The organism is Streptomyces sp. NPDC004051, from assembly GCF_053604275.1.
In genome coordinates, this window is sequence record NZ_JBSGHG010000012.1 from 156,694 (window position 1) to 174,453 (window position 17,760).

Annotated in this window: 16 protein-coding genes; 10 read left to right on the forward strand and 6 right to left on the reverse strand. The window is 73.1% G+C overall.

Going from position 1 to position 17,760, the window contains the following annotated elements; all coding sequences use genetic code 11:
* Nucleotides 1–478: 478 nt before the first annotated feature.
* A complete protein-coding gene (locus ACWEQO_RS15985; protein ID WP_361458002.1) occupies nt 479–1,318 on the forward strand; it encodes a polyprenol monophosphomannose synthase in 840 nt (279 codons plus the stop codon).
* Between the two features lie 51 nt (nt 1,319–1,369).
* Nucleotides 1,370–1,951, forward strand: a complete 582-nt coding sequence (fxsA, locus tag ACWEQO_RS15990) for an FxsA family membrane protein (protein WP_452983294.1) — start codon at nt 1,370–1,372, stop codon at nt 1,949–1,951.
* A gap of 101 nt (nt 1,952–2,052) precedes the next feature.
* On the opposite strand, the gene ACWEQO_RS15995 is transcribed toward fxsA, so the two are convergent.
* From ACWEQO_RS15995 to yczE, 4 genes are all read right to left on the reverse strand, one after another.
* Nucleotides 2,053–2,427, reverse strand: a complete 375-nt coding sequence (locus tag ACWEQO_RS15995; RefSeq protein ID WP_003977404.1) for an RNA polymerase-binding protein RbpA — start codon at nt 2,425–2,427, stop codon at nt 2,053–2,055.
* A gap of 266 nt (nt 2,428–2,693) precedes the next feature.
* Nucleotides 2,694–4,046, reverse strand: coding sequence for an MFS transporter (locus ACWEQO_RS16000; protein WP_452983355.1), 1,353 nt, complete (start codon nt 4,044–4,046; stop codon nt 2,694–2,696).
* Nucleotides 4,047–4,093: 47 nt separating this feature from the next.
* The gene (locus ACWEQO_RS16005) at nt 4,094–4,861 is read right to left on the reverse strand and encodes a glycerophosphodiester phosphodiesterase (RefSeq protein ID WP_361458008.1); all 768 of its coding nucleotides are present in this window, start codon (nt 4,859–4,861) and stop codon (nt 4,094–4,096) included.
* Nucleotides 4,858–5,523: a membrane protein YczE gene (yczE, locus tag ACWEQO_RS16010; protein WP_361458011.1), complete on the reverse strand. Its 666-nt coding sequence runs from the start codon at nt 5,521–5,523 to the stop codon at nt 4,858–4,860. Before yczE ends, ACWEQO_RS16005 begins: the two co-directional genes overlap by 4 nt.
* Nucleotides 5,524–5,622: 99 nt before the next feature.
* Here yczE and ACWEQO_RS16015 point away from each other — a divergent pair, with 99 nt between their 5' ends.
* Nucleotides 5,623–7,122: an SCO1417 family MocR-like transcription factor gene (locus ACWEQO_RS16015; protein ID WP_452983298.1), complete on the forward strand. Its 1,500-nt coding sequence runs from the start codon at nt 5,623–5,625 to the stop codon at nt 7,120–7,122.
* A gap of 88 nt (nt 7,123–7,210) precedes the next feature.
* Here the strand turns inward: ACWEQO_RS16015 and ACWEQO_RS16020 are convergent, their stop codons facing one another.
* The gene (locus ACWEQO_RS16020) at nt 7,211–8,887 is read right to left on the reverse strand and encodes a hypothetical protein (RefSeq protein ID WP_361458017.1); all 1,677 of its coding nucleotides are present in this window, start codon (nt 8,885–8,887) and stop codon (nt 7,211–7,213) included.
* Between the two features lie 66 nt (nt 8,888–8,953).
* Nucleotides 8,954–9,148 (reverse strand): hypothetical protein, encoded by a 195-nt coding sequence (locus ACWEQO_RS16025; protein WP_361458019.1) that lies wholly within the window; start codon nt 9,146–9,148, stop codon nt 8,954–8,956.
* A gap of 332 nt (nt 9,149–9,480) precedes the next feature.
* On the opposite strand from ACWEQO_RS16025, the gene ACWEQO_RS16030 reads away from it, so the two are divergent.
* The 7 genes from ACWEQO_RS16030 to ACWEQO_RS16060 all read left to right on the forward strand — a co-directional run bounded on the left by ACWEQO_RS16030 (nt 9,481) and on the right by ACWEQO_RS16060 (nt 17,759).
* Nucleotides 9,481–9,873, forward strand: a complete 393-nt coding sequence (locus tag ACWEQO_RS16030; RefSeq protein WP_361458022.1) for an ankyrin repeat domain-containing protein — start codon at nt 9,481–9,483, stop codon at nt 9,871–9,873.
* Between the two features lie 435 nt (nt 9,874–10,308).
* Nucleotides 10,309–11,727, forward strand: a complete 1,419-nt coding sequence (locus ACWEQO_RS16035) for a HEAT repeat domain-containing protein (protein WP_452983303.1) — start codon at nt 10,309–10,311, stop codon at nt 11,725–11,727.
* Nucleotides 11,728–11,889: 162 nt separating this feature from the next.
* Entirely contained in the window at nt 11,890–13,023 is a 1,134-nt protein-coding gene (locus ACWEQO_RS16040) for a glycosyltransferase family 4 protein (RefSeq protein ID WP_452983305.1), read from the forward strand.
* Nucleotides 13,024–13,058: 35 nt separating this feature from the next.
* On the forward strand, nt 13,059–14,288 hold the full coding sequence (locus ACWEQO_RS16045; RefSeq protein ID WP_361458091.1) for a glycosyltransferase: 1,230 nt from the start codon (nt 13,059–13,061) through the stop codon (nt 14,286–14,288).
* Nucleotides 14,285–15,148, forward strand: a complete 864-nt coding sequence (locus ACWEQO_RS16050; protein WP_452983308.1) for an SGNH/GDSL hydrolase family protein — start codon at nt 14,285–14,287, stop codon at nt 15,146–15,148. The genes ACWEQO_RS16045 and ACWEQO_RS16050 overlap by 4 nt, the downstream gene beginning before the upstream one ends.
* Nucleotides 15,149–15,217: 69 nt before the next feature.
* A complete protein-coding gene (locus tag ACWEQO_RS16055; RefSeq protein WP_361458034.1) occupies nt 15,218–16,744 on the forward strand; it encodes a hypothetical protein in 1,527 nt (508 codons plus the stop codon).
* A gap of 133 nt (nt 16,745–16,877) precedes the next feature.
* Entirely contained in the window at nt 16,878–17,759 is an 882-nt protein-coding gene (locus ACWEQO_RS16060) for a hypothetical protein (protein ID WP_452983312.1), read from the forward strand.
* Nucleotide 17,760 lies beyond the last annotated feature (1 nt).

Consider the following 17,760-nt stretch of genomic DNA (forward strand, 5'->3'; position numbering starts at 1 on the left):
TCGGACACCTGAACCGTATTGCGCAGGTCAAACGTCTGTTGGCAGGAAGCAGCGGGGGGAAAGCTGAGTTCGGCGGGGTCCACCATCGGACGCCCGACCGGGGACGTTCCGCCCACTCGAGGCAGTGCCGCTGGGTCAGGGACGGTGTGCCGCACCGGGCGCCGTCACCGGGAGCCAGGCTCAGCGTCGGCGCGGCGCGAGGGAACGTTCCGGTGGGTCGGGAAGGTGTGGCCCCGGGTGGGGCCGGGCGCTCAGTAGACAACGGCTTCAGGTCGACCCGCAGCCGGCGGGTCCCAGGTCGGACCGAAGGGCGCCGGGCCCCCATCCGCCGTACACCGCGCCCGGGGCCTTCTCCCCAGGAGAAGGCCCGTTCCTACTCGATCTTCGGAAATTAACACCATCATATGAACGTCATGCCATGTCAGTGCAGGCCGTGACCACTATGGTGGGACCCTGAACATGACATGAAGGGGCAGTTGTGGACGACGGCGACGGGACCCGCGCGGCGGAAGCCCAGGAGAGGACTTTCGGCCCGCTCGGCACGACCTTGGTGATCATCCCGACCTACAACGAGGCGGAGAACATCAAGGCGATCGTCGGCCGGGTGCGCAAGGCCGTTCCCGAGGCTCACGTTCTCGTGGCCGACGACAACAGCCCCGACGGCACCGGCAGGCTCGCCGACGAACTGGCCGCCACGGACGACCACGTCCAGGTGCTGCACCGCAAGGGCAAGGAAGGCCTGGGCGCCGCGTACCTCGCGGGCTTCCGCTGGGGCGCGGAGCGCGGCTACGGCGTACTCGTGGAGATGGACGCCGACGGCTCCCACCAGCCCGAGGAACTGCCCCGTCTGCTGACCGCCCTCAAGGGCGCCGACCTGGTGCTCGGTTCGCGCTGGGTGCCCGGCGGCCGGGTGGTCAACTGGCCCAAGTCCCGTGAGTACATCTCGCGCGGGGGCAGCCTCTACTCGCGGGTGGCACTCGATCTGCCGCTGCGCGACATCACCGGCGGCTTCCGCGCGTTCCGCCGCGAGACCCTGGAGGGCCTCGGTCTGGACGACGTCGCCTCCCAGGGCTACTGCTTCCAGGTCGACCTCGCCCGTCGCGCGGTCAAGGCCGGCTACCACGTCGTCGAGGTGCCCATCACCTTCGTCGAGCGGGAACTCGGCGACTCCAAGATGAGCCGCGACATCGTCGTCGAGGCGTTGTGGCGGGTCACCGCGTGGGGCGTGGGGGACAGGGTCGGCAAGGTCCTGGGGCGTGAGGACGCCGGACGGACCGGACAGTCGCGGCGGGTCGAGGAGACGAAGCAGGGCGGGTAGGCGAAGAGACCGCTTATCCCGCGCTGAGCAGGGGCCAGGCACACTGGGAGCATGACGACTGGTGCTCAGACCCCGAACCCCGTCCGGCCCCGGCGCTCCCGGCTGCGCACCGTCCTGCCGCTCGGCGTCGCCGCGTGGCTGGTGCTGGAGATCTGGCTGCTCACGGTCCTGGCCGGGGTGTCGAACGGGCTGGTGGTCTTCCTGGTGCTGCTGGCCGGCCTGGTCCTCGGCTCGGTGGTGATCAAGCGAGCCGGCCGGCGCGCCTTCAAGAACCTCACCGAGACGCTGCAGCAGCAACAGAGCGGCGTACTGCCCGAGCCCCGGCCGAACAGCGAGGGCAACGGCCTGATGATGCTGGGCGGACTGCTGCTGATCATCCCGGGGCTGGTCTCCGACGCGGTCGGTCTGCTCCTGCTGGCGCCCCCGGTCCAGAAGACCGTGAGCCGCTATGCCGAGCGCACCCTCGAGCGCAAGCTGCGCGAGGCCGCCCAGGGCTCCCTGGGGGACGCCTTCCAGCAGGCGCGCATCCACCGGCCCGACGGCAAGGTGGTCCAGGGCGAGGTGATCAGGGAGGAGCGCGGTACTCCGCCGGGCGACTTCCCGTGGGAGCCCCGGCCGCCGCTCCCGCGCTGAGGGCCGAACCGGACGCACACAGGACTGCGGGCGCCGTACCGGCCGGTACGGCGCCCGCAGTCCTGTGTGCTGTTGTGCGCTTGTCCGATCCCCCGCAGGGATCAAGCCGACTTTCGGCTGTCCCGGGGATGGACCGCAATGTTCATCGCACCGGAGCGCAGAACGGCGAGACGCTCCTCGAGGACCTCTTCGAGCTCCTCACGGGTACGTCGTTCCATCAGCATGTCCCAGTGCGTGCGCGCGGGCTTGGCCTTCTTCTCCTCGGGGCCGTCACCGTCCACCAGGAGTGCCTGGGCACCGCAGACCTTGCACTCCCACTCCGGCGGGATCTCCGCCTCGACCGAGAAGGGCATCTCGAAGCGGTGCCCCTTCTCGCATGCGTACTCCACGGCCTGGCGCGGTGCCAGGTCGATGCCGCGGTCCGTCTCGTAGCTGGTCACCACGAGGCGCGTGCCGCGAAGAGCTCGCTCACTCATGAATCGTGCCTCCCGGGCTTGTCGCCCACAGGACAGGTGTCGCTGTCGTCGTCATCCGGTCAACGTCCGGTCGGCGGTAAAGATTCCCGTTCCGGGCCATGTGTCGCCGTCGTAGCCGCAGCCTTGTCAACCAGTGCAGTACCCACCGGCGCCCGGTTTGTCACATCTGATGACAGATGCGGCACGGCGTTTCGGCATGTTTGACGCGCAGTAACGGTACACCTGGCAGGCCAAACGCGTACACTACAGTCCTTTCGCGCCGAGTGCTAAATCCTCTCCGGAACGGGATTCCCCGCGGCGGCGACCGCCCGGCGCACCGGAATCCGCGCGAGCAGCGCGAAACCGAGGACGAAGAAGGCCACCAGCGAGATGATCGCGTTTCGGTAGCTGCCCGTCAGCTGGTAGGTGAGCCCGAACAGCAGTGGACCGAGCCAGCTCATCCCGCGATCGCTCAGCTCGTACGCGGAGAAGTACTCGGCCTCCTTGCCGGGCGGCACGAGGTGGGAGAAGAGCGACCGGGACAGGGCCTGGCTGCCGCCGAGGACCAGGCCGATCCCGGCGGCCAGGACGAAGAACCACACCGGCTCCCCGGCGGGCAGGAAGTACCCGGCGGCCAGCGTCAGCGTCCAGGCGACCAGTGAGCCGAGGATCGTGCGCTTCGCCCCGTGGATCCGGGCCAGCCGGCCCAGCGCCAGCGCGCCGGCCACCGCCAGCACCTGGACCAGCAGCACGGCGACGATGAGCGTGGACTGTCCGAGCCCGAGCTCCTTCGAGCCGTAGACCGAGGCCTGTGAGATCACCGTCTGGATGCCGTCGTTGTAGACCAGGTACGCCAGCAGGAAGGCGAGCGTGAGCGGGTGGCGCCGCATGTCGCGGACGGTCGCCGCGAGCTGCCGGAAACCGGACGGGGAGGACGGCGCCTCCCGCGCGGGGGCGCGGCGGTCGCGCAGCCGCCGCAGCGGTACCAGGGTGAAGGCGCCCCACCACAGACCCGCCGACGCCAGGCAGATGCGGACCGCCATGCCCTCGGAGAGTCCGAAGGAGTCATGGGCGGAGTAGAGGATCAGGTTGGCGACGAGGACCAGGGCGCCCGCCGCGTAGCCGAAGGCCCAGCCCCGCGAGGAGACCGCGTCGCGTTCCCGGGGAGTGGCGATCTGCGGCAGGTAGGAGTTGTAGAGCATCATCGCCACGGACTGCGCCGCGTTCGCCACGACCAGCAGGGCGCCGCCCAGCAGGTAGCGGTCGCCCTCGAGGAGGAACATGCCCGCCGTGGCGGCGGCACCCGTGTAGGCGGCGGCCGCGAGGAGCGGCTTCTTGCGGCCGGTGCGGTCGGCGGCGGCGCCCACCAGGGGCATCACGAGCACCGCCAGGATCACCGACAGGGACACCGAGTACGCGAAGAACGACCCGGCGCGCACCGGAACGCCGAACGGGTGCACGAACCCGTCCGCGTCCGCCGCGGCCTCGGCGACCGACGTCAGATAGGGACCGAGGAACACCGTGAGGACGCTCGTGGAGTACACGGAGCACGCCCAGTCGTAGAAGTACCAGCCGCGCTGCTCGTACCGTCGGCCGGCCGCCTCGTCCGCTGCCGGTGATCGCACGGCGCCGTCGTCCACCCGTGCCCTCGCTTCCCCGTGCACGCGCTCGGTGGCCGGGCGGGGTCTCAGACCCACAGGCCGCGCTCCTCCATGACCGTGCGCAGTGTGTCGATGTGATCGGTCATGATGCCATCCACCCCCAGATCCAGGAGCCGGTGCATCCGCTCGGGGTCGTTGACCGTCCACACGTGCACCTGGAGCCCGTGCGCGTGGGCGGTGCGCACGAAGCGGTGGTCCACCACCGGGACGCCGGACCGGGCCTCCGGAACCTGGGCGGCGACGGCCGACCGGCGCACCGCGGCCGGCAGCCCCCACGAGCGCAGCCGCAGATTCAGCACCCCCCGGGTGCCGTACGACGTCGCGAGGCGGGGCCCGGCCAGCCGCTGGGCACGGACCACCCGGGCCTCGGAGAAGGAGCCGAGGCAGACCCGGTCCCAGGCGTCCGTCCGCTCGACCAGGTCCAGGAAGGGCAGGAGAGCCGGCTCGGCCTTGACGTCGACGTTCCACCGCACCTCGGGGAAGGCGGCCAGCAGCTCCTCGAAGAGGGGCACCTGCTCCCGGCCCGCCACGCGCGCCTGCTGCACGTCCCGCCACGGCAGGTCGGCGATCCGGCCCGCCCCGTCCGTCACCCGGTCCAGGGTCGCGTCGTGGAACGCGACGATCCGGCCGTCCCGCGTGACATGGACGTCCGTCTCGATGTAGCGGTAGCCCGCCTCGACGGCGCACCGGAACTGGCGCACGGTGTTCTCCAGCCCGTCCGCCGCCCCGCCGCGGTGGGCGAACGCGATCGGGCCGGGGTGGTCGAGGTAGGGGTGGCGTATCCGTGAGGTCACGGACGCAGTATCACCCCGTGCGGTTGACCGGTGGCAACGGCCGTGGGGCCGGAGGATGCCGAGGGGACGGCGAACACCCGCAGGAAGAGCTGGGCGAGCGGGCCGATCGTCACCGCGTACAGGAGGGTCGCCACGCCCACGGTGCCGCCGAGGACGAAGCCGGTGGCGACCACCGCGACCTCGATGGCCGTGCGCACCAGCCTGACCGACACCCCCGTGCGCTGGTTCAGGCCCGTCATCAGCCCGTCGCGCGGGCCCGGTCCGAAGCGTGCCGCGATGTACAGCCCGGTCGCCGCGCCGTTCAGCACGATGCCGGCCACCGTCATCGGCGCGCGCAGGGCCATGCCGTGCGCCTCGGGCACCACGGCCAGGGTCGCGTCCAGGGCGGCGCCGATCACCAGGACGTTGGAGACCGTGCCGAGTCCCGGGCGCTGGCGCAGTGGGATCCACAGCAGCAGCACCGCCGCGCCCAGGACGGTCACCACCAGGCCCATCGGCAGGTCCGTCCGCTCCGACAGGCCCTGGTGCAGCACGTTCCACGGCTCCAGGCCGAGTCCGGACCTGACCAGCAGCGCCGAGCTCGCGCCGTACAGCGCCAGTCCGGTGTAGAGCTGGAACAGGCGCCGTGCGAGATACCTGTGCCGGGGTGATCGGCTGGACAAGGCATACCCCCCATGGTGGAAGTGGACTGACCCGTGACACCCTGTGGCGGGGAAGGGGATGGCATCCATGGCCAATTCGAGGAAGGTGGACTGATTCAGATGGCGCAGTGGACCTCGGCGGTGGGTGCGGCGCAGCTCGCCCGGCTGCTCCACTCCCAGCAGAACCGGCCGGCCGCCTCCGGCGCCCGCCGCCCGCCCGCCTATCGTGCCCTGGCCGACGGGATCCGGCTGCTGGTGCTCGAGGGGCGCGTCCCGGTGGCTGCCCGGCTGCCCGCCGAGCGGGAACTGGCCCTGGCCCTGTCCGTCAGCCGCACCACCGTCGCCGCCGCCTACGAGGCGCTGCGCGGCGAGGGCTTCCTGGAGTCACGGCGCGGCGCCGGCAGCTGGACCGCCGTGCCGGCCGGAAACCCGGTGCCCGCGCGGGGACTGGAACCGCTGCCGCCCGAGGCTCTCGGCTCGATGATCGACCTCGGCTGCGCCGCGCTGCCCGCGCCCGAACCCTGGCTCACCCGCGCCGTACAGGGCGCCCTCGAGGAGCTGCCGCCCTACGCGCACACCCACGGCGACTACCCGGCCGGACTGCCGGCGCTGCGCTCGACGATCGCCGACCGGTACACCGCGCGGGGCATCCCGACCATGCCCGAGCAGATCATGGTGACGACCGGGGCGATGGGCGCCATCGACGCCATCTGCCACCGCTTCGGAGGCCGTGGCGAGCGCATCGCCGTCGAGTCGCCGTCCTACGCCAACATCCTCCAGCTGATGCGGGAGGCCGGGGCCCGGCTGGTCCCCGTCGCCATGGCGGAGGGGCTGGCCGGCTGGGACCTGGACCACTGGCGGCAGGTGCTGCGGGAAGCGGCGCCGCGCATCGCGTACGTCGTCGCGGACTTCCACAACCCGACCGGTGCGCTCGCCGACGAGGACCAGCGCCGCCGGCTGGTGGACGCGGCGCGCTCGGCGGGGACGGTACTGGTCGCCGACGAGACCATGAACGAACTCTGGCTCGACCCGGACGTGGAGATGCCGCGCCCCGTCTGCGCCTTCGACCCGGCCGGGTCCACGGTGGTCACGGTCGGGTCGGCGAGCAAGGCGTTCTGGGCCGGTCTGCGCATCGGCTGGGTGCGCGCGGCCCCCGACGTGATCCGCGGTCTCGTCGCCGCGCGCGCGTATGCCGACCTGGGCACGCCCGTGCTGGAACAGCTCGCGGTGAACTGGCTGTTCGGCACGGACGGCTGGGAGCGGGCCGTGGAGATCCGGCGCGCGCAGGCCCGGGAGAACCGGGACGCGCTGGTCGCCGCGGTGCGCCGGGAGCTGCCCGACTGGGAGTTCGAGGTCCCGCGCGGCGGGCTCACCCTGTGGGTGCGTACCGGTGGGCTCTCGGGGTCGCGGATCGCTGAGGCGGGGGAGCGGGTCGGGGTACGGGCGCCGTCGGGGCCGCGCTTCGGGGTCGACGGGGCGTTCGAGGGATATGTGCGACTGCCGTTCACCGTGGGCGGCGCGGTGGCCGAGGAGGCGGCGGTGCGGCTGGCCGCGGCGGCACGGATCGTCGAGACCGGGGGGACGTCGGGGGCGGAGGTGCCGCGCTCCTTCGTGGCGTAGCCGCGGCGGACGGGCGGCACCTGCGCGCGGTGCCCGGGTGAGGCCTGCGGCAGGCAGCAGCCTGCCGCAGGCGGTGTGCGATGTGCGGTCAGGAGGATTTGGTGACGGCCGCCTCCGCGGGCACGTTGGCCTCGGTGCACCGGTCGGCCGTCGCCGGGGCCGTGTCCGCGGAGGTCTCGTCGACAGGGGCCTTGGACAGGAGGCCGGGTACCGGCCGTGTGTGCTCGGGCGCCCGCGTCCCCGTTTCCGCGTCCGCCGGAGTCGTCTTGGCCGGGAGCAGGTCCAGTACCGCCTGCCGGTGGGCATCGCTGGTCGCGTCGTCGTACGGGTTCGGCGTGGCGGGCACCTGGAGCCGGTGGACCGGGCCCGTGCCCAGGCGGGCGTAACCGCGGCCCGGGGGGACGTGTTCGACGGGTGTGGTGTGCGGGGGAGCCCCCAGGACGGCCGTCACCTGCTCCGGTGTCACGGGTCCGAGGACGACCCGCGCGCGGGTGTGCTGCCGTACCGCGTCGGTGAGGGTCTCCATGCTGTCGAGCTGCTCGGCGACGACCACCGTGACGTTCACCGGGCGGCCGTGCCGCAGCGGGACCTGGAGCAGTGACTGGGGGTCCTCGCGGCCGTCCGCGGCGGCGAGGTGGGTGAACGTGCTCGGGCGGTCCAGCAGGATCCAGAGCGGCCGCCTGGTGTCCGCGGGCGGCGGATCGCCCGCCTGGTGGGCCCGGTTGGTGGCGATCAGGCGGCGCTCCGTCTCGTGCGCGGCCCACTGAAGACTCGCGAGAGCCCCCGCCAGGCCGCACTCGACGGAGAGCACACCGTCCCGGCCGGTGAGGCAGGCGTACTCACCGGTGCCGCCGCCGTCGATGATCATCACATCGCCGTGGACCAGTGCCTGCAGGGCGACGGAGCGCAGCAGTGTGGAGGTACCGCTGCCGGGGTGCCCGGCCGCCAGCAGATGGGGCTCGGTGGAGCGGATGCCGGTGCGCCAGACGACGGGGGGCACGTCGCGCTGCTCCTCGCCGTGGGTGAGCGGCAGGGTCCGCCGCACCCGGGTGGGGTCGGTGAAACCGAGGACCGTCTCGCCGGGGGACGTGACGAAGCGCTGGGCGGTGATGCCGACGGGCAGCGGGGCGAGGACGCGGACCGTGAGCTGGTTGCCCTCCTCGTCCCAGGCGAAGTGGTATTCGCGGCCGCGCCCCGACTTGGCGGCGAGCAGATGCTCGATCCGGGCGCGGGACTCCGGTTCGCCGTCGGTGTAGTAAGCGGGATAGCTGATCAGCAGGTGGGTGATGCGGCCGGTGCCGTCGAACTCGTACGCGGGGAAGGCGTTCTCCCACGCGCCGCCGTGGGTGTAGAGGGGATCCGGGTCCCCGGCGGACGAGAAGTACGGCACCAGGGCGTGGTACAGCGACCTCAGGCGCTTGACCTGTGACTCGTCGGGCCCGCACCTGGCCGGGGCGCGGTCCCGGCCCTGCCAGGCCGCCGCCGTCATCAGGGTGATGACGGCGAACAGCGGACCGTACGGGAGGAGCGCCACGACCAGGAGCACCGACACCACCAGGAAGAGCAGCGCCCCGCGCCGCTCCTTGGGGGTGTCGAGCCACCTGCGCCGTCCGGCCGAGGCGAGCCGGCGCAGTCCGCGCGTGATCGTGATGAGCGGATGCAGGACGTCCGTGGCGCTGTCGGCCGCCGTCCTGGCCAGCTCCCGGCTCCGGGCGAGCTGTGTGCCGCCGTTCCTCAGGATGCGGGGGAGGGGGCGCCGGGCCACTGTTGCCTCCAGTGTGTGTACGGGGTCGGGTGCGTCGGGTACGTCGGGAATCCGGGGTGCGGTGGGTCAGAACCTGATGCCGCCGAGGAGGCCGGCCAGGCTTTCGCCACCTGCCTTGATGCTCGGCGCGATGGCCGTGCTCGCCAGGTAGAAGCCGAAGAGCATGGCCACCAGGGCGTGCAGCGGCTTCAGGCCGTCCTTACGGCAGAAGATGAAGAGGACGATGCCGAGCAGGACCACGCCTGAGATCGAGAGGATCATGTGAGTTCTCCTGGTTCGCGGGGACAGTCACCATGAGTACTTCCAGGATCACAGAATGTATCTATACGACAAAAGGTGCAACTGGGCTAATCGGTGCGTGTTTCGCCCGGTCGGCGGACGGTTGCGGACCGTTCCCGGCCCGGCGGACACGGGCTGTCGCATCCGCCTGCGTCCGGCCGGGTGCCCCGTGATCTTTACCTCGGACGCGTCGGCTCATGTGCCGCGCGAGCCAGTACCCTGGCGATTCACCCGTACGGCTCTGCACCGCTCGCAGACGTACACCTTGTCCCCGATGTGCGGAGTGATCCGTGGTGAGAGGCGGTCCGGCCGACATGACTGAAGCCCCTGACCCCGAGGTCGTGGAGCTGGCGACCAAGATCTTCGATCTGGCCCGGCGCGGCCGGACCGGGGAACTCGTGGCCTACGTCGACGCGGGTGTGCCTGCCGACCTCACCAATGACCGGGGCGACTCGCTCGTGATGCTCGCCGCCTATCACGGTCATGCCGCGACGGTCCGCGCGCTGCTGGAGCGCGGCGCCGACGCCGACCGGATCAACGACCGGGGGCAGACCCCGCTCGCCGGGGCCGCCTTCAAGGGCGAGACCGAGGTGGTCAAGGCCCTGCTGCACGGTGGTGCCGACCCTGCCGCAGGCGCTCCTTCGGCCGTCGACACGGCCCGGATGTTCGACCGCGCGGAACTGCTCGAACTGTTCGGCGAACACTGAACCGCGCAGCGGGCCGAAGCCGGCCCGGGCGCTGGACCGGACGCCGCGCCGAGCGCTCCGGCCGGCGCGGGCACGGCACCGGGGGAACCGCGGCAACCGCGGAAGTCACGGCAACCGCGGGAGTTGCGGAAACCCCGGAAACCCCGGAAACCGTGGGAAACCACGGGAAACGGAGAGGCGGTGCGAGGCCGCCGGAATTCGGTCGCGGCAGATGTGACCGCCGGGTCATCATGACGACGTGATTCACGGACGTGATGGCTGGGCAGGTGTTGCCGCACCGCGCGGACCGTGACGCGGCCCGCTCGGGCCACCGACGAGAGGCAGAGGAAGATGGTCTACAGCAAGCAGGAAACGGCGGGCGCCCCGACGTGTTGGCACGCGGCCAGGTAATGCACGTCCCCGGTTGCGTCGACGCTTGATGTGAGGCTGTTTCCCATGTTCGATCCGGTCATAGCGCCCAGCGGTACGCTGCTCGGCCTGCTTCAGCGGGGCCGCGGCGACGGCACGCTGCACGCGCTCACCGCCCCGCGCTCCGAAACGCTCGCGGCGCTGAACCACTGCGTGCTGCACGATCCGCGCCACGACTGGCAGGTGGAGAACCGCTCCCTCTACTACGCCCGCCTCTACCTCGATCTGCACGGCGAACTGGACGCGATCGAGGCCCACCTCTTCGGGGCCGAGGACCTCCTCGACACCGAGGAGTCACGCACCGGGCTCGCCCTCGCGGTCCTCGGACACCTCGCCTCCTACGGCAGGCAGGACGCGCTCGCCCTGCTGCGCAGGTACGCCGCCCAGGGCTCCAACTGGGCCTGGGCCCTGGACGAACTCGCCCTCCGGGACGACGACGCGGGGCTGCGCGCCCTCGCCGCCCCGGTGCTCGCGCGGTTCCCCGCCGACGCCGAGGGCGAGGCCGAACTGGCCGCCGCCGTCCGCGACGCCTTCGAGCCGCGGCCCTGGCGCCTGTGGGCCGACGATCCACGCGCATCCGTCGCCACGCGCGTGCGCGGCGCCCAGGAGGCCGGCTGCTTCGACCGCTGGCAGCGGCAGATGCGCCCCACCGGTCCCCGCCCCGGGTGGAGCGTGCGGGCCGTCTTCGAATGGGCCCAGCAAGGAATCGAACGCGGCGCCGCCCTGCATGTCCCGGCCGCCCGCTGCCTGAGCGCCGTGGCGGGACCGGAGGACCGGCCCGAGATCGTCCGGGCCGCCGTGGACGGCGCCGAGGGGGCCCGCTGCACGGCCCTGCGCTACCTCGCCGACAGCAATGACCCGGACGCCCTCACCCTGATCGAGGGCGCCGTGGCCACCGGGCCGGCGCCCGTCGTGGAGACCGCCGTCGCCGCGTTCGAACGCATGTGCAGTCTCGCCGCCGTCGACCGTGCGCGCCGCTGGGCCCACCGGCCCGACGCCCTGGGCGCCGCCGCCGGCCGTGTCCTCGCCCTCCGGGGCGGTGCACAGGACCGCGACCTGGTCCTCGCCGCGCTGCGCGAGGCGGTGCGGGGTGAGGGCCCGGACGCGCCGTCCCTGTGGACCCTCGTCGACGGCGCCGGCCGCCTGGGCATCGCCTGCGCCGCTCCCGTGCTCCGCCACGTCTACCGGGAGACCGCCTCCTCCCATCTGCGCGGCCGGGCCGCCCGCGCACTCGCCGCCACAGACCCCTCCTTCGGCGTCGGCTTCGCCGTCGAGTGCCTCTGGGACTGCGAGGAGTCCACGCGCGAGATCGCCGCACGGCACGCCGAGACCGGCGACGCCCGGGTTTTCGAGCGTCTGCGCCGGCTCGCCGCCGACCCGGCCGAGGAGGCCGAGGTGCAGACCGCCGTACGCAGCCGGATCGGTCCCGGGGAGACCGTCGTGTGACCCGTCCGGGGCGCGCGGTGTGAACGCCGGACGACCCGTGGGACAGGAGCGCATGGCCGGCGTTCGACCCCGGTGGGTGTGCGAGGCAACGCTCACGGGACGTTCCCCGGCCGGAAAGATCCACTTTGACGTGGCCACGTCCGGCGCGGCGAGAACACCCGTATGCGAGTCGTCATCGTGACCGAATCCTTTCCCCCTGACGTGAACGGCGTGGCTCACTGCGCGCTCCAGACCGCACGGCACCTCGTGGACCGCGGTCACAGTCCTGTGGTCGTCGCCCCCGCCGTCCCCGCCACCGCGGGTGACGCACCGGACGACCGGGCCCCGTGCCCCGTCGTCCGGATCCCCTCCCTCCCGCTCCCGGGCTACCCCCAGGTCCGCGTCGCCCTCCCCAGCCGGCGTGTCACCGCGGCGATCACCGAGCACCGGGCCGATCTCGTCCATCTGGCCAGCCCCTTCGTGCTCGGTGCGCGCGGGATGGCGGCGGCCTCGCGGCTCGACCTGCCGGCCGTGGCCGTCTACCAGACCGACCTCGCCGGGTACGCCCGCACGTACATGGGCGCGGGCGGGGCCGCGGCCTGGCGTCGGATCCGGTCCGTGCACTCGGCCGCCGACCTCACCCTCGCCCCGTCCGGCGCCGCGCGAAGAGACCTTCAGGAACACGGCGTCCCCAGGGTCGAACTGTGGCCGCGCGGCGTGGACACCGTCCGTTTCCGGCCCGAACTGCGCAATGAGGCACTGCGCCGGGAACTCGCCCCGAACGGCGAGCTGATCGTCGGCTACGTCGGCCGGCTCGCCCCCGAGAAGCAGGTCGAGCTGCTGGCCGGAACGAGCACCCTGCCGGGAGTGCGGGTCGTCGTCGTGGGCGACGGCCCCAGCCGGCCGGGCCTGGAGCAGGCCATGCCCGGCGCGGTCTTCCTGGGACGGCGTACCGGTGACGAACTCGCGAGGATCTTCGCCTCGCTGGACGTCTTCGCCCACACGGGACCGTTCGAGACCTTCTGCCAGACCGTGCAGGAGGCCATGGCGAGCGGCGTGCCCGTGGTCGCGCCCGCCGTGGGCGGCCCACTGGACCTGGTCGCGCACGGGCGCACCGGGTTCCTGGTGCCGCCGTGCGACGCGGCCGCGGTACGGGACGCGGTGTGGTCCCTGGCCGCCGACCCCCGACTGCGGGCCGCCTACGGGGCAGCGGGGCGCGCGACGGTCGAGGGCCGTACCTGGGCGGCCGTCGGGGACCGGCTGATCGGCTACTACACGGATGTGCTCGCCGGGCGCAGAACGGCGGTGGCGGTGTGAACGGACCGGTGGCGACGGGAAACCCGCCGTCCGATGTGCCGGGCGTCGACGGCCCGCGGGACGTCGACGGCCCGCTGCGGATCGTGCGGCTCGCGAACTTCGTCGCGCCGGCCTCCGGCGGCCTGCGCACCGCGCTGCGGGAGCTCGGCAGGGGCTACCGGGCGGCGGGACACGAGCCCGTGCTCGTCGTCCCCGGTGAGCGGGAGAGCGACCGGGAGACCGAGCAGGGGCGGGTGATCACCCTGCCGGGCCCGCTCCTGCCCGGCACCGGCGGCTACCGTGTCCTCACCGACAAACGGCGGATCGCCACCCTGCTGGAGGGACTCGCTCCCGACCGGCTCGAGGTGTCCGACCGTACGACCCTGCGCTGGACCGGCAGATGGGCGCGGCGGGCCCGGGTACCCGCGGTCATGGTCTCCCACGAGACCGCCGACGGCGTGCTGCGCACCTGGGGGCTGCCGGAGGGGGTCGCGCGGCGCACCGCCGACGCCCTCAACGTCCGCACCGCCCACACCTACGCGCGGGTCGTGTGCACCACCGGGTTCGCCGAGCGGGAGTTCGCCAGGATCGGCGCCCGCAACGTCGTACGGGCCCCGCTCGGTGTCGACCTGACGGAGCGGCACCCCTCACTGCACGACCCGGGGCTGCGGGCCCGTCACGCGCGCGTGACGGAAACGCTGCTGGTGACCTGCACCCGGCTGTCCGTGGAGAAGCGGCCCGGGACGGCGCTGGACGCACTGGAGGCACTGCTGCGGCGCGGGCGGCGGGCGGTGCTGGTGGTGGCGGGGGACGGACCGCTGCGGCCGAGGCTCGAACAGCGTGCCCGGGAACGCGGACTGCCGGTCGTCTTCCTGGGGCACGTCCTGGACCGGGCGCTCCTCGGCGCGCTCCAGGCCTCCGCGGACGTGTGCCTGGCGCCGGGACCCGCGGAGACCTTCGGGCTCGCCGCGCTGGAGGCGATGGCGTGCGGCACCCCCGTGGTGGCGAGCACCTCGTCCGCGCTGCCGGAGGTGATCGGCCCCGCCGGGGCGGTCGCGGGGGACCGGGGGGAGTCGTTCGCGGACGCCGTCGAACTCCTGCTGGGGCGGCCGGAGACGGAACGGCGCGCGGCGGCACGCGCGCGTGCGGAGCGCTTCGGGTGGGAAGCGGCCGTGACGGCGTTCCTCGACGCCCACGAGGCCCCGCGGACGGCTGTGCGGGAGGGCGAGCGGGAGGACATGGCGCCGGTCCGGCACGCGTCCGCGGTACCGGGAGGCCCGAGATGAGACCCGTGCGGTTCGTGGCCCTCGGCGACTCGCTGACCGAGGGCGTCGGGGACCGCGCCGGTGACGGCTGGCGGGGCTGGGCCGCGCTGCTCGCCGGGTCGCTGGGCGAGCGGCCCGTACGGTTCACCAACCTGGCGAGGAGCGGAGCGCAGACGCACGACGTGCTCGAAGGCCAACTCCCCGGGGCACTGGACCTGAGGCCCGACCTCGTGTCGGTCGTCGTCGGGGTCAACGACACCCTGCGCCAGGGCTTCGACATCCACGCCGTGGCCAGGCGGCTGGACCAGGTGTACGCGGCCTGCGCGGCCCGGGGCGCCGTGCTGCTCACCGCGTGCCTGCCCGACCCCGGCGGCACCCTGGGCCTGCCCGGAGCACTGGCCAGGCCGCTCGCCCGTCGGCAGCGCGCGGTCAACACCGTCGTCCACGCGCTGTCCGACCGCTACGGCGCGGTGCACCTGCACGCGAGCGACGGTGACTGGGTCACCGACCGCACGATGTGGAGCGCGGACCGGATGCACCCGGGCGAGCGGGGACACCGCCAACTGGCCGTGAGGTTCCACGAGCTGCTGGCGGAACGCGGTCTCGCCCCCGGTCCCGCGCCCTCGTCCGAACCGGAGTCCGCGGCGCCCACCCTGACGGAGAGCCTGTGGTGGCTGGCCACCGCCGGCACCGGATGGGTGGCGCGTCGGTGCACCGATCTGCTGCCCCAACTCCTCGCGCTCGCCGCCGACGACCTGCGGCACCGCGTGCGGGGGACGAGCGTCCGGCTCGACCTGCGGACCTCCGCCGCGGTGTCGGCGGCACTGGCCGCGCTGACGGCGGGGGAGCCCCCGGGGCCCCGTGGGGCCGGAGCGGTGTGACGACCGTGACACCGGGGCGCATCTGCGTCGTTTGGGTCGTTGTCGGACTGAGGACCTAGTCTGTGCACCGTGACTTCACCTGCATCGACGGACAGTGCTCCGCCCCAGCTCAGCGCGGGCCCGCGGCCCGCGCCGGGCCCGGCGGCCGACGAGGGGCTGGCCCGGCGGCTGCGCGCACTCGCCTGCACCGCGCCGCTGCACGACCTGGACGCCCGCAAGGTCAACCTGGCCGGCGAGTACTCGGTGTACGGCATGGCGGAGGTCGCCCTGGCGGCCATCGACCTGGTCACGCTGAACATGGACTTCGACACCGGTGCCGACCACGACCAGATAGTCGCCCGGCTCGTTCCGCGCATCGCCGCCCAGGCACCCCGCCGACCGGCCGCCGAGCACGAGCGGGTGGCCCGCTGGGTCCTGGAGAACCTGATCAACGTCGGCAGCGTCGACCGCGGCTTCCGCGCGGTGTACGGAGTGTTCGGCGCGGACGGCAGCTATGTCCGCCGCGACTACGACTTCAAGCTGATCGAGGAGGTCCCCGGCCCCGGCGGCACCGTCTACCTGCGGACCACGGACGAGGCGGTCAACGTCCTGGTCGGCGCCCTGGACACCGATGTCACCAGTGCCCAGATAGCCGCCGAGGTCAAGCTCGAGGTGCTGATCAGCCGGGGCAGGCTCGCCGACGCCCAGCTCGCCGCCGAGCAGGCCCGCTACCGGACCGTGCAGTACTCCGAATCGCTGCGCCGCGCCCTGGACGCCACCCGGCGCAACGTACGCGCGGTGGACTGGCTGAGCGCCGTCCCCGACATGATCGCCGAGGCCCTGGACCACGTCGCGGACCGGTACCGCCACGAGAACGCGATCCTCACCAACATCCGCAAGGCCCGGGACGAATCGGAGGACCCCGAGCACAAACGCAGGGCCGCAGAGCTGGTGGACATCGTCAAGGACTGCATCCGTCGGCACACCCAGTTGCAGTCCCGGTTGCTGGAGGCCGGCCCGCTGTTCCGGGCCGAACAGGACCGGCAGGCCTTCGCCACGCCGGCCTCGACCTCGGGCACGGACCTCTACGGACACCTCCTCTCCCCCCTGCTCCCGCTGCCCCTGGAGCAGGCGGTCCGGGTCACCGACGCCTTCTTCGCCCGCGGCACCGGGCTGCGCACCCCGGTGTCCGTCCGGGTCGCCGACCTCGTCGACATCCTGCTGACCCCGGCGGTGGAGCGGGAGCACCTGGGCGCCGAGATGCCGGAACCCGACCTGATCGCCACACCCGACGACAGCCGCTTCACCGAGGAGCAGCTGGCGGCCGCGACCACCCTGCTGGAACTGCCGGCCGACGCGCCCCGACGGCTGTCCGGACTGCTCGCCGAGGCCCGCGGCCAGGACCCCGAACTTCCGTACCTGGTGGCCCTGCTGGCGGTCCACGCGGCCAGCCCGCCGGTCGGCACCGCCTACCGTCAGGGCGAGCGGCGCCTGCTCTTCGCGGTGGACGACGGTGTGGAACTGGACGACCCCGAGTTCGGCGGCGCCGATCTCATCGTCGGTACGGCCCTGCTGGACGCGGCGGGGATGGCCGCGGACCGGACGGAGGCGGCCTGATGGGCCTTTTGCCGGACCCCGGAGGGCCGGCGGTGGGCGCGGGCTCCGGGCCGGCCGCCGGTACCGTCGTCGCCCCCGTCACCGCTGTCGTCCCCGGCACCGTCGTTCGCCGGCGCGAGGAGGAACCGTGTCCATGAGCGAGCATGCCGAGTGGAGCGAGGCGGAGCCCTCCACCGCGCCGGCGAGCACCGCCGTCACACCCGCCGACGCCGCCGACGCGGCGCGGCTCGTCGCCTTCGGCCTCCAGCCCAAGCTGCAGCCGGCCCGCGACCAGGAGTACGCGGACCTGCTGCGCCGCTACCGCGAGGACCCTCCGTTCGCGCGCCTCGCCGACGCCGTGGCCACCGGCCTCGGCCTGATCGTGCTCGAGGTGTCCCCGCGCGCGGGGATGGCCGTGACCGCGGCCGAGGAGTCGGTGTTCGCCGTCCGTATGGGCGACTACGCACGGCGGACCTCCGCCGACGGTGGCGACCGGTTCCTGCACGGGCTCGCCCACCTCGCCGTGGCCGTCATGGCGTTCCCGCGTCCCGAGGACCTCGCCGACGACGCCTACATCGGCCGGGTCACCGTCAACGGCGTCGACGCCTTCGTACGCCAGGCCTGCCACCGTCTGGAGGAGCGGGCCGCGGAACAGGGCGAGAACACCGACCCGGCCAGCGACGCCCCGGGGCTGGAGACGGCCTGGCGGATCTGGGCGAGACGCAGCGCGACCGGCGCCACCAAGGACGCACGCCGACTGGCGGGCTCGACCACCGGCATCGTCGCCAAGGCCGTCACGTTCCTCACCGACTCCGGGTTCCTGCAGCGCACCGGCGACGACCACGGCGGCACCTACCGCACCACGGCCCGCTATCAGCTCCAGGTGCGCGAGCTGGCGGGCGGCGCGGCCATGGCCGAACTGCTGGAACTGGGCATCGTCCCGGTCACCGACGGGACCCCGACCCTGCTGCCCGCGGACAGCGGTGAGGACCTGGAACTGGTGGCCGGCGCCGGTCTGCCGTTCCACTCCGTCTGAG

Excerpts from the sequence above, each read along its gene's own strand:
- ACWEQO_RS16050 (WP_452983308.1), top strand. The coding sequence starts at position 14,285 with ATGAGACCCGTGCGGTTCGTGGCCCTCGGCGACTCGCTGACCGAGGGC.
- fxsA (WP_452983294.1), top strand. The coding sequence starts at position 1,370 with ATGACGACTGGTGCTCAGACCCCGAACCCCGTCCGGCCCCGGCGCTCC.
- ACWEQO_RS16015 (WP_452983298.1), top strand. The coding sequence starts at position 5,623 with ATGGCGCAGTGGACCTCGGCGGTGGGTGCGGCGCAGCTCGCCCGGCTG.
- ACWEQO_RS16030 (WP_361458022.1), top strand. The coding sequence starts at position 9,481 with ATGACTGAAGCCCCTGACCCCGAGGTCGTGGAGCTGGCGACCAAGATC.
- ACWEQO_RS16035 (WP_452983303.1), top strand. The coding sequence starts at position 10,309 with ATGTTCGATCCGGTCATAGCGCCCAGCGGTACGCTGCTCGGCCTGCTT.
- ACWEQO_RS16040 (WP_452983305.1), top strand. The coding sequence starts at position 11,890 with ATGCGAGTCGTCATCGTGACCGAATCCTTTCCCCCTGACGTGAACGGC.
- ACWEQO_RS16025 (WP_361458019.1), bottom strand. The coding sequence starts at position 9,148 with ATGATCCTCTCGATCTCAGGCGTGGTCCTGCTCGGCATCGTCCTCTTC.
- ACWEQO_RS16060 (WP_452983312.1), top strand. The coding sequence starts at position 16,878 with ATGAGCGAGCATGCCGAGTGGAGCGAGGCGGAGCCCTCCACCGCGCCG.
- ACWEQO_RS15995 (WP_003977404.1), bottom strand. The coding sequence starts at position 2,427 with ATGAGTGAGCGAGCTCTTCGCGGCACGCGCCTCGTGGTGACCAGCTAC.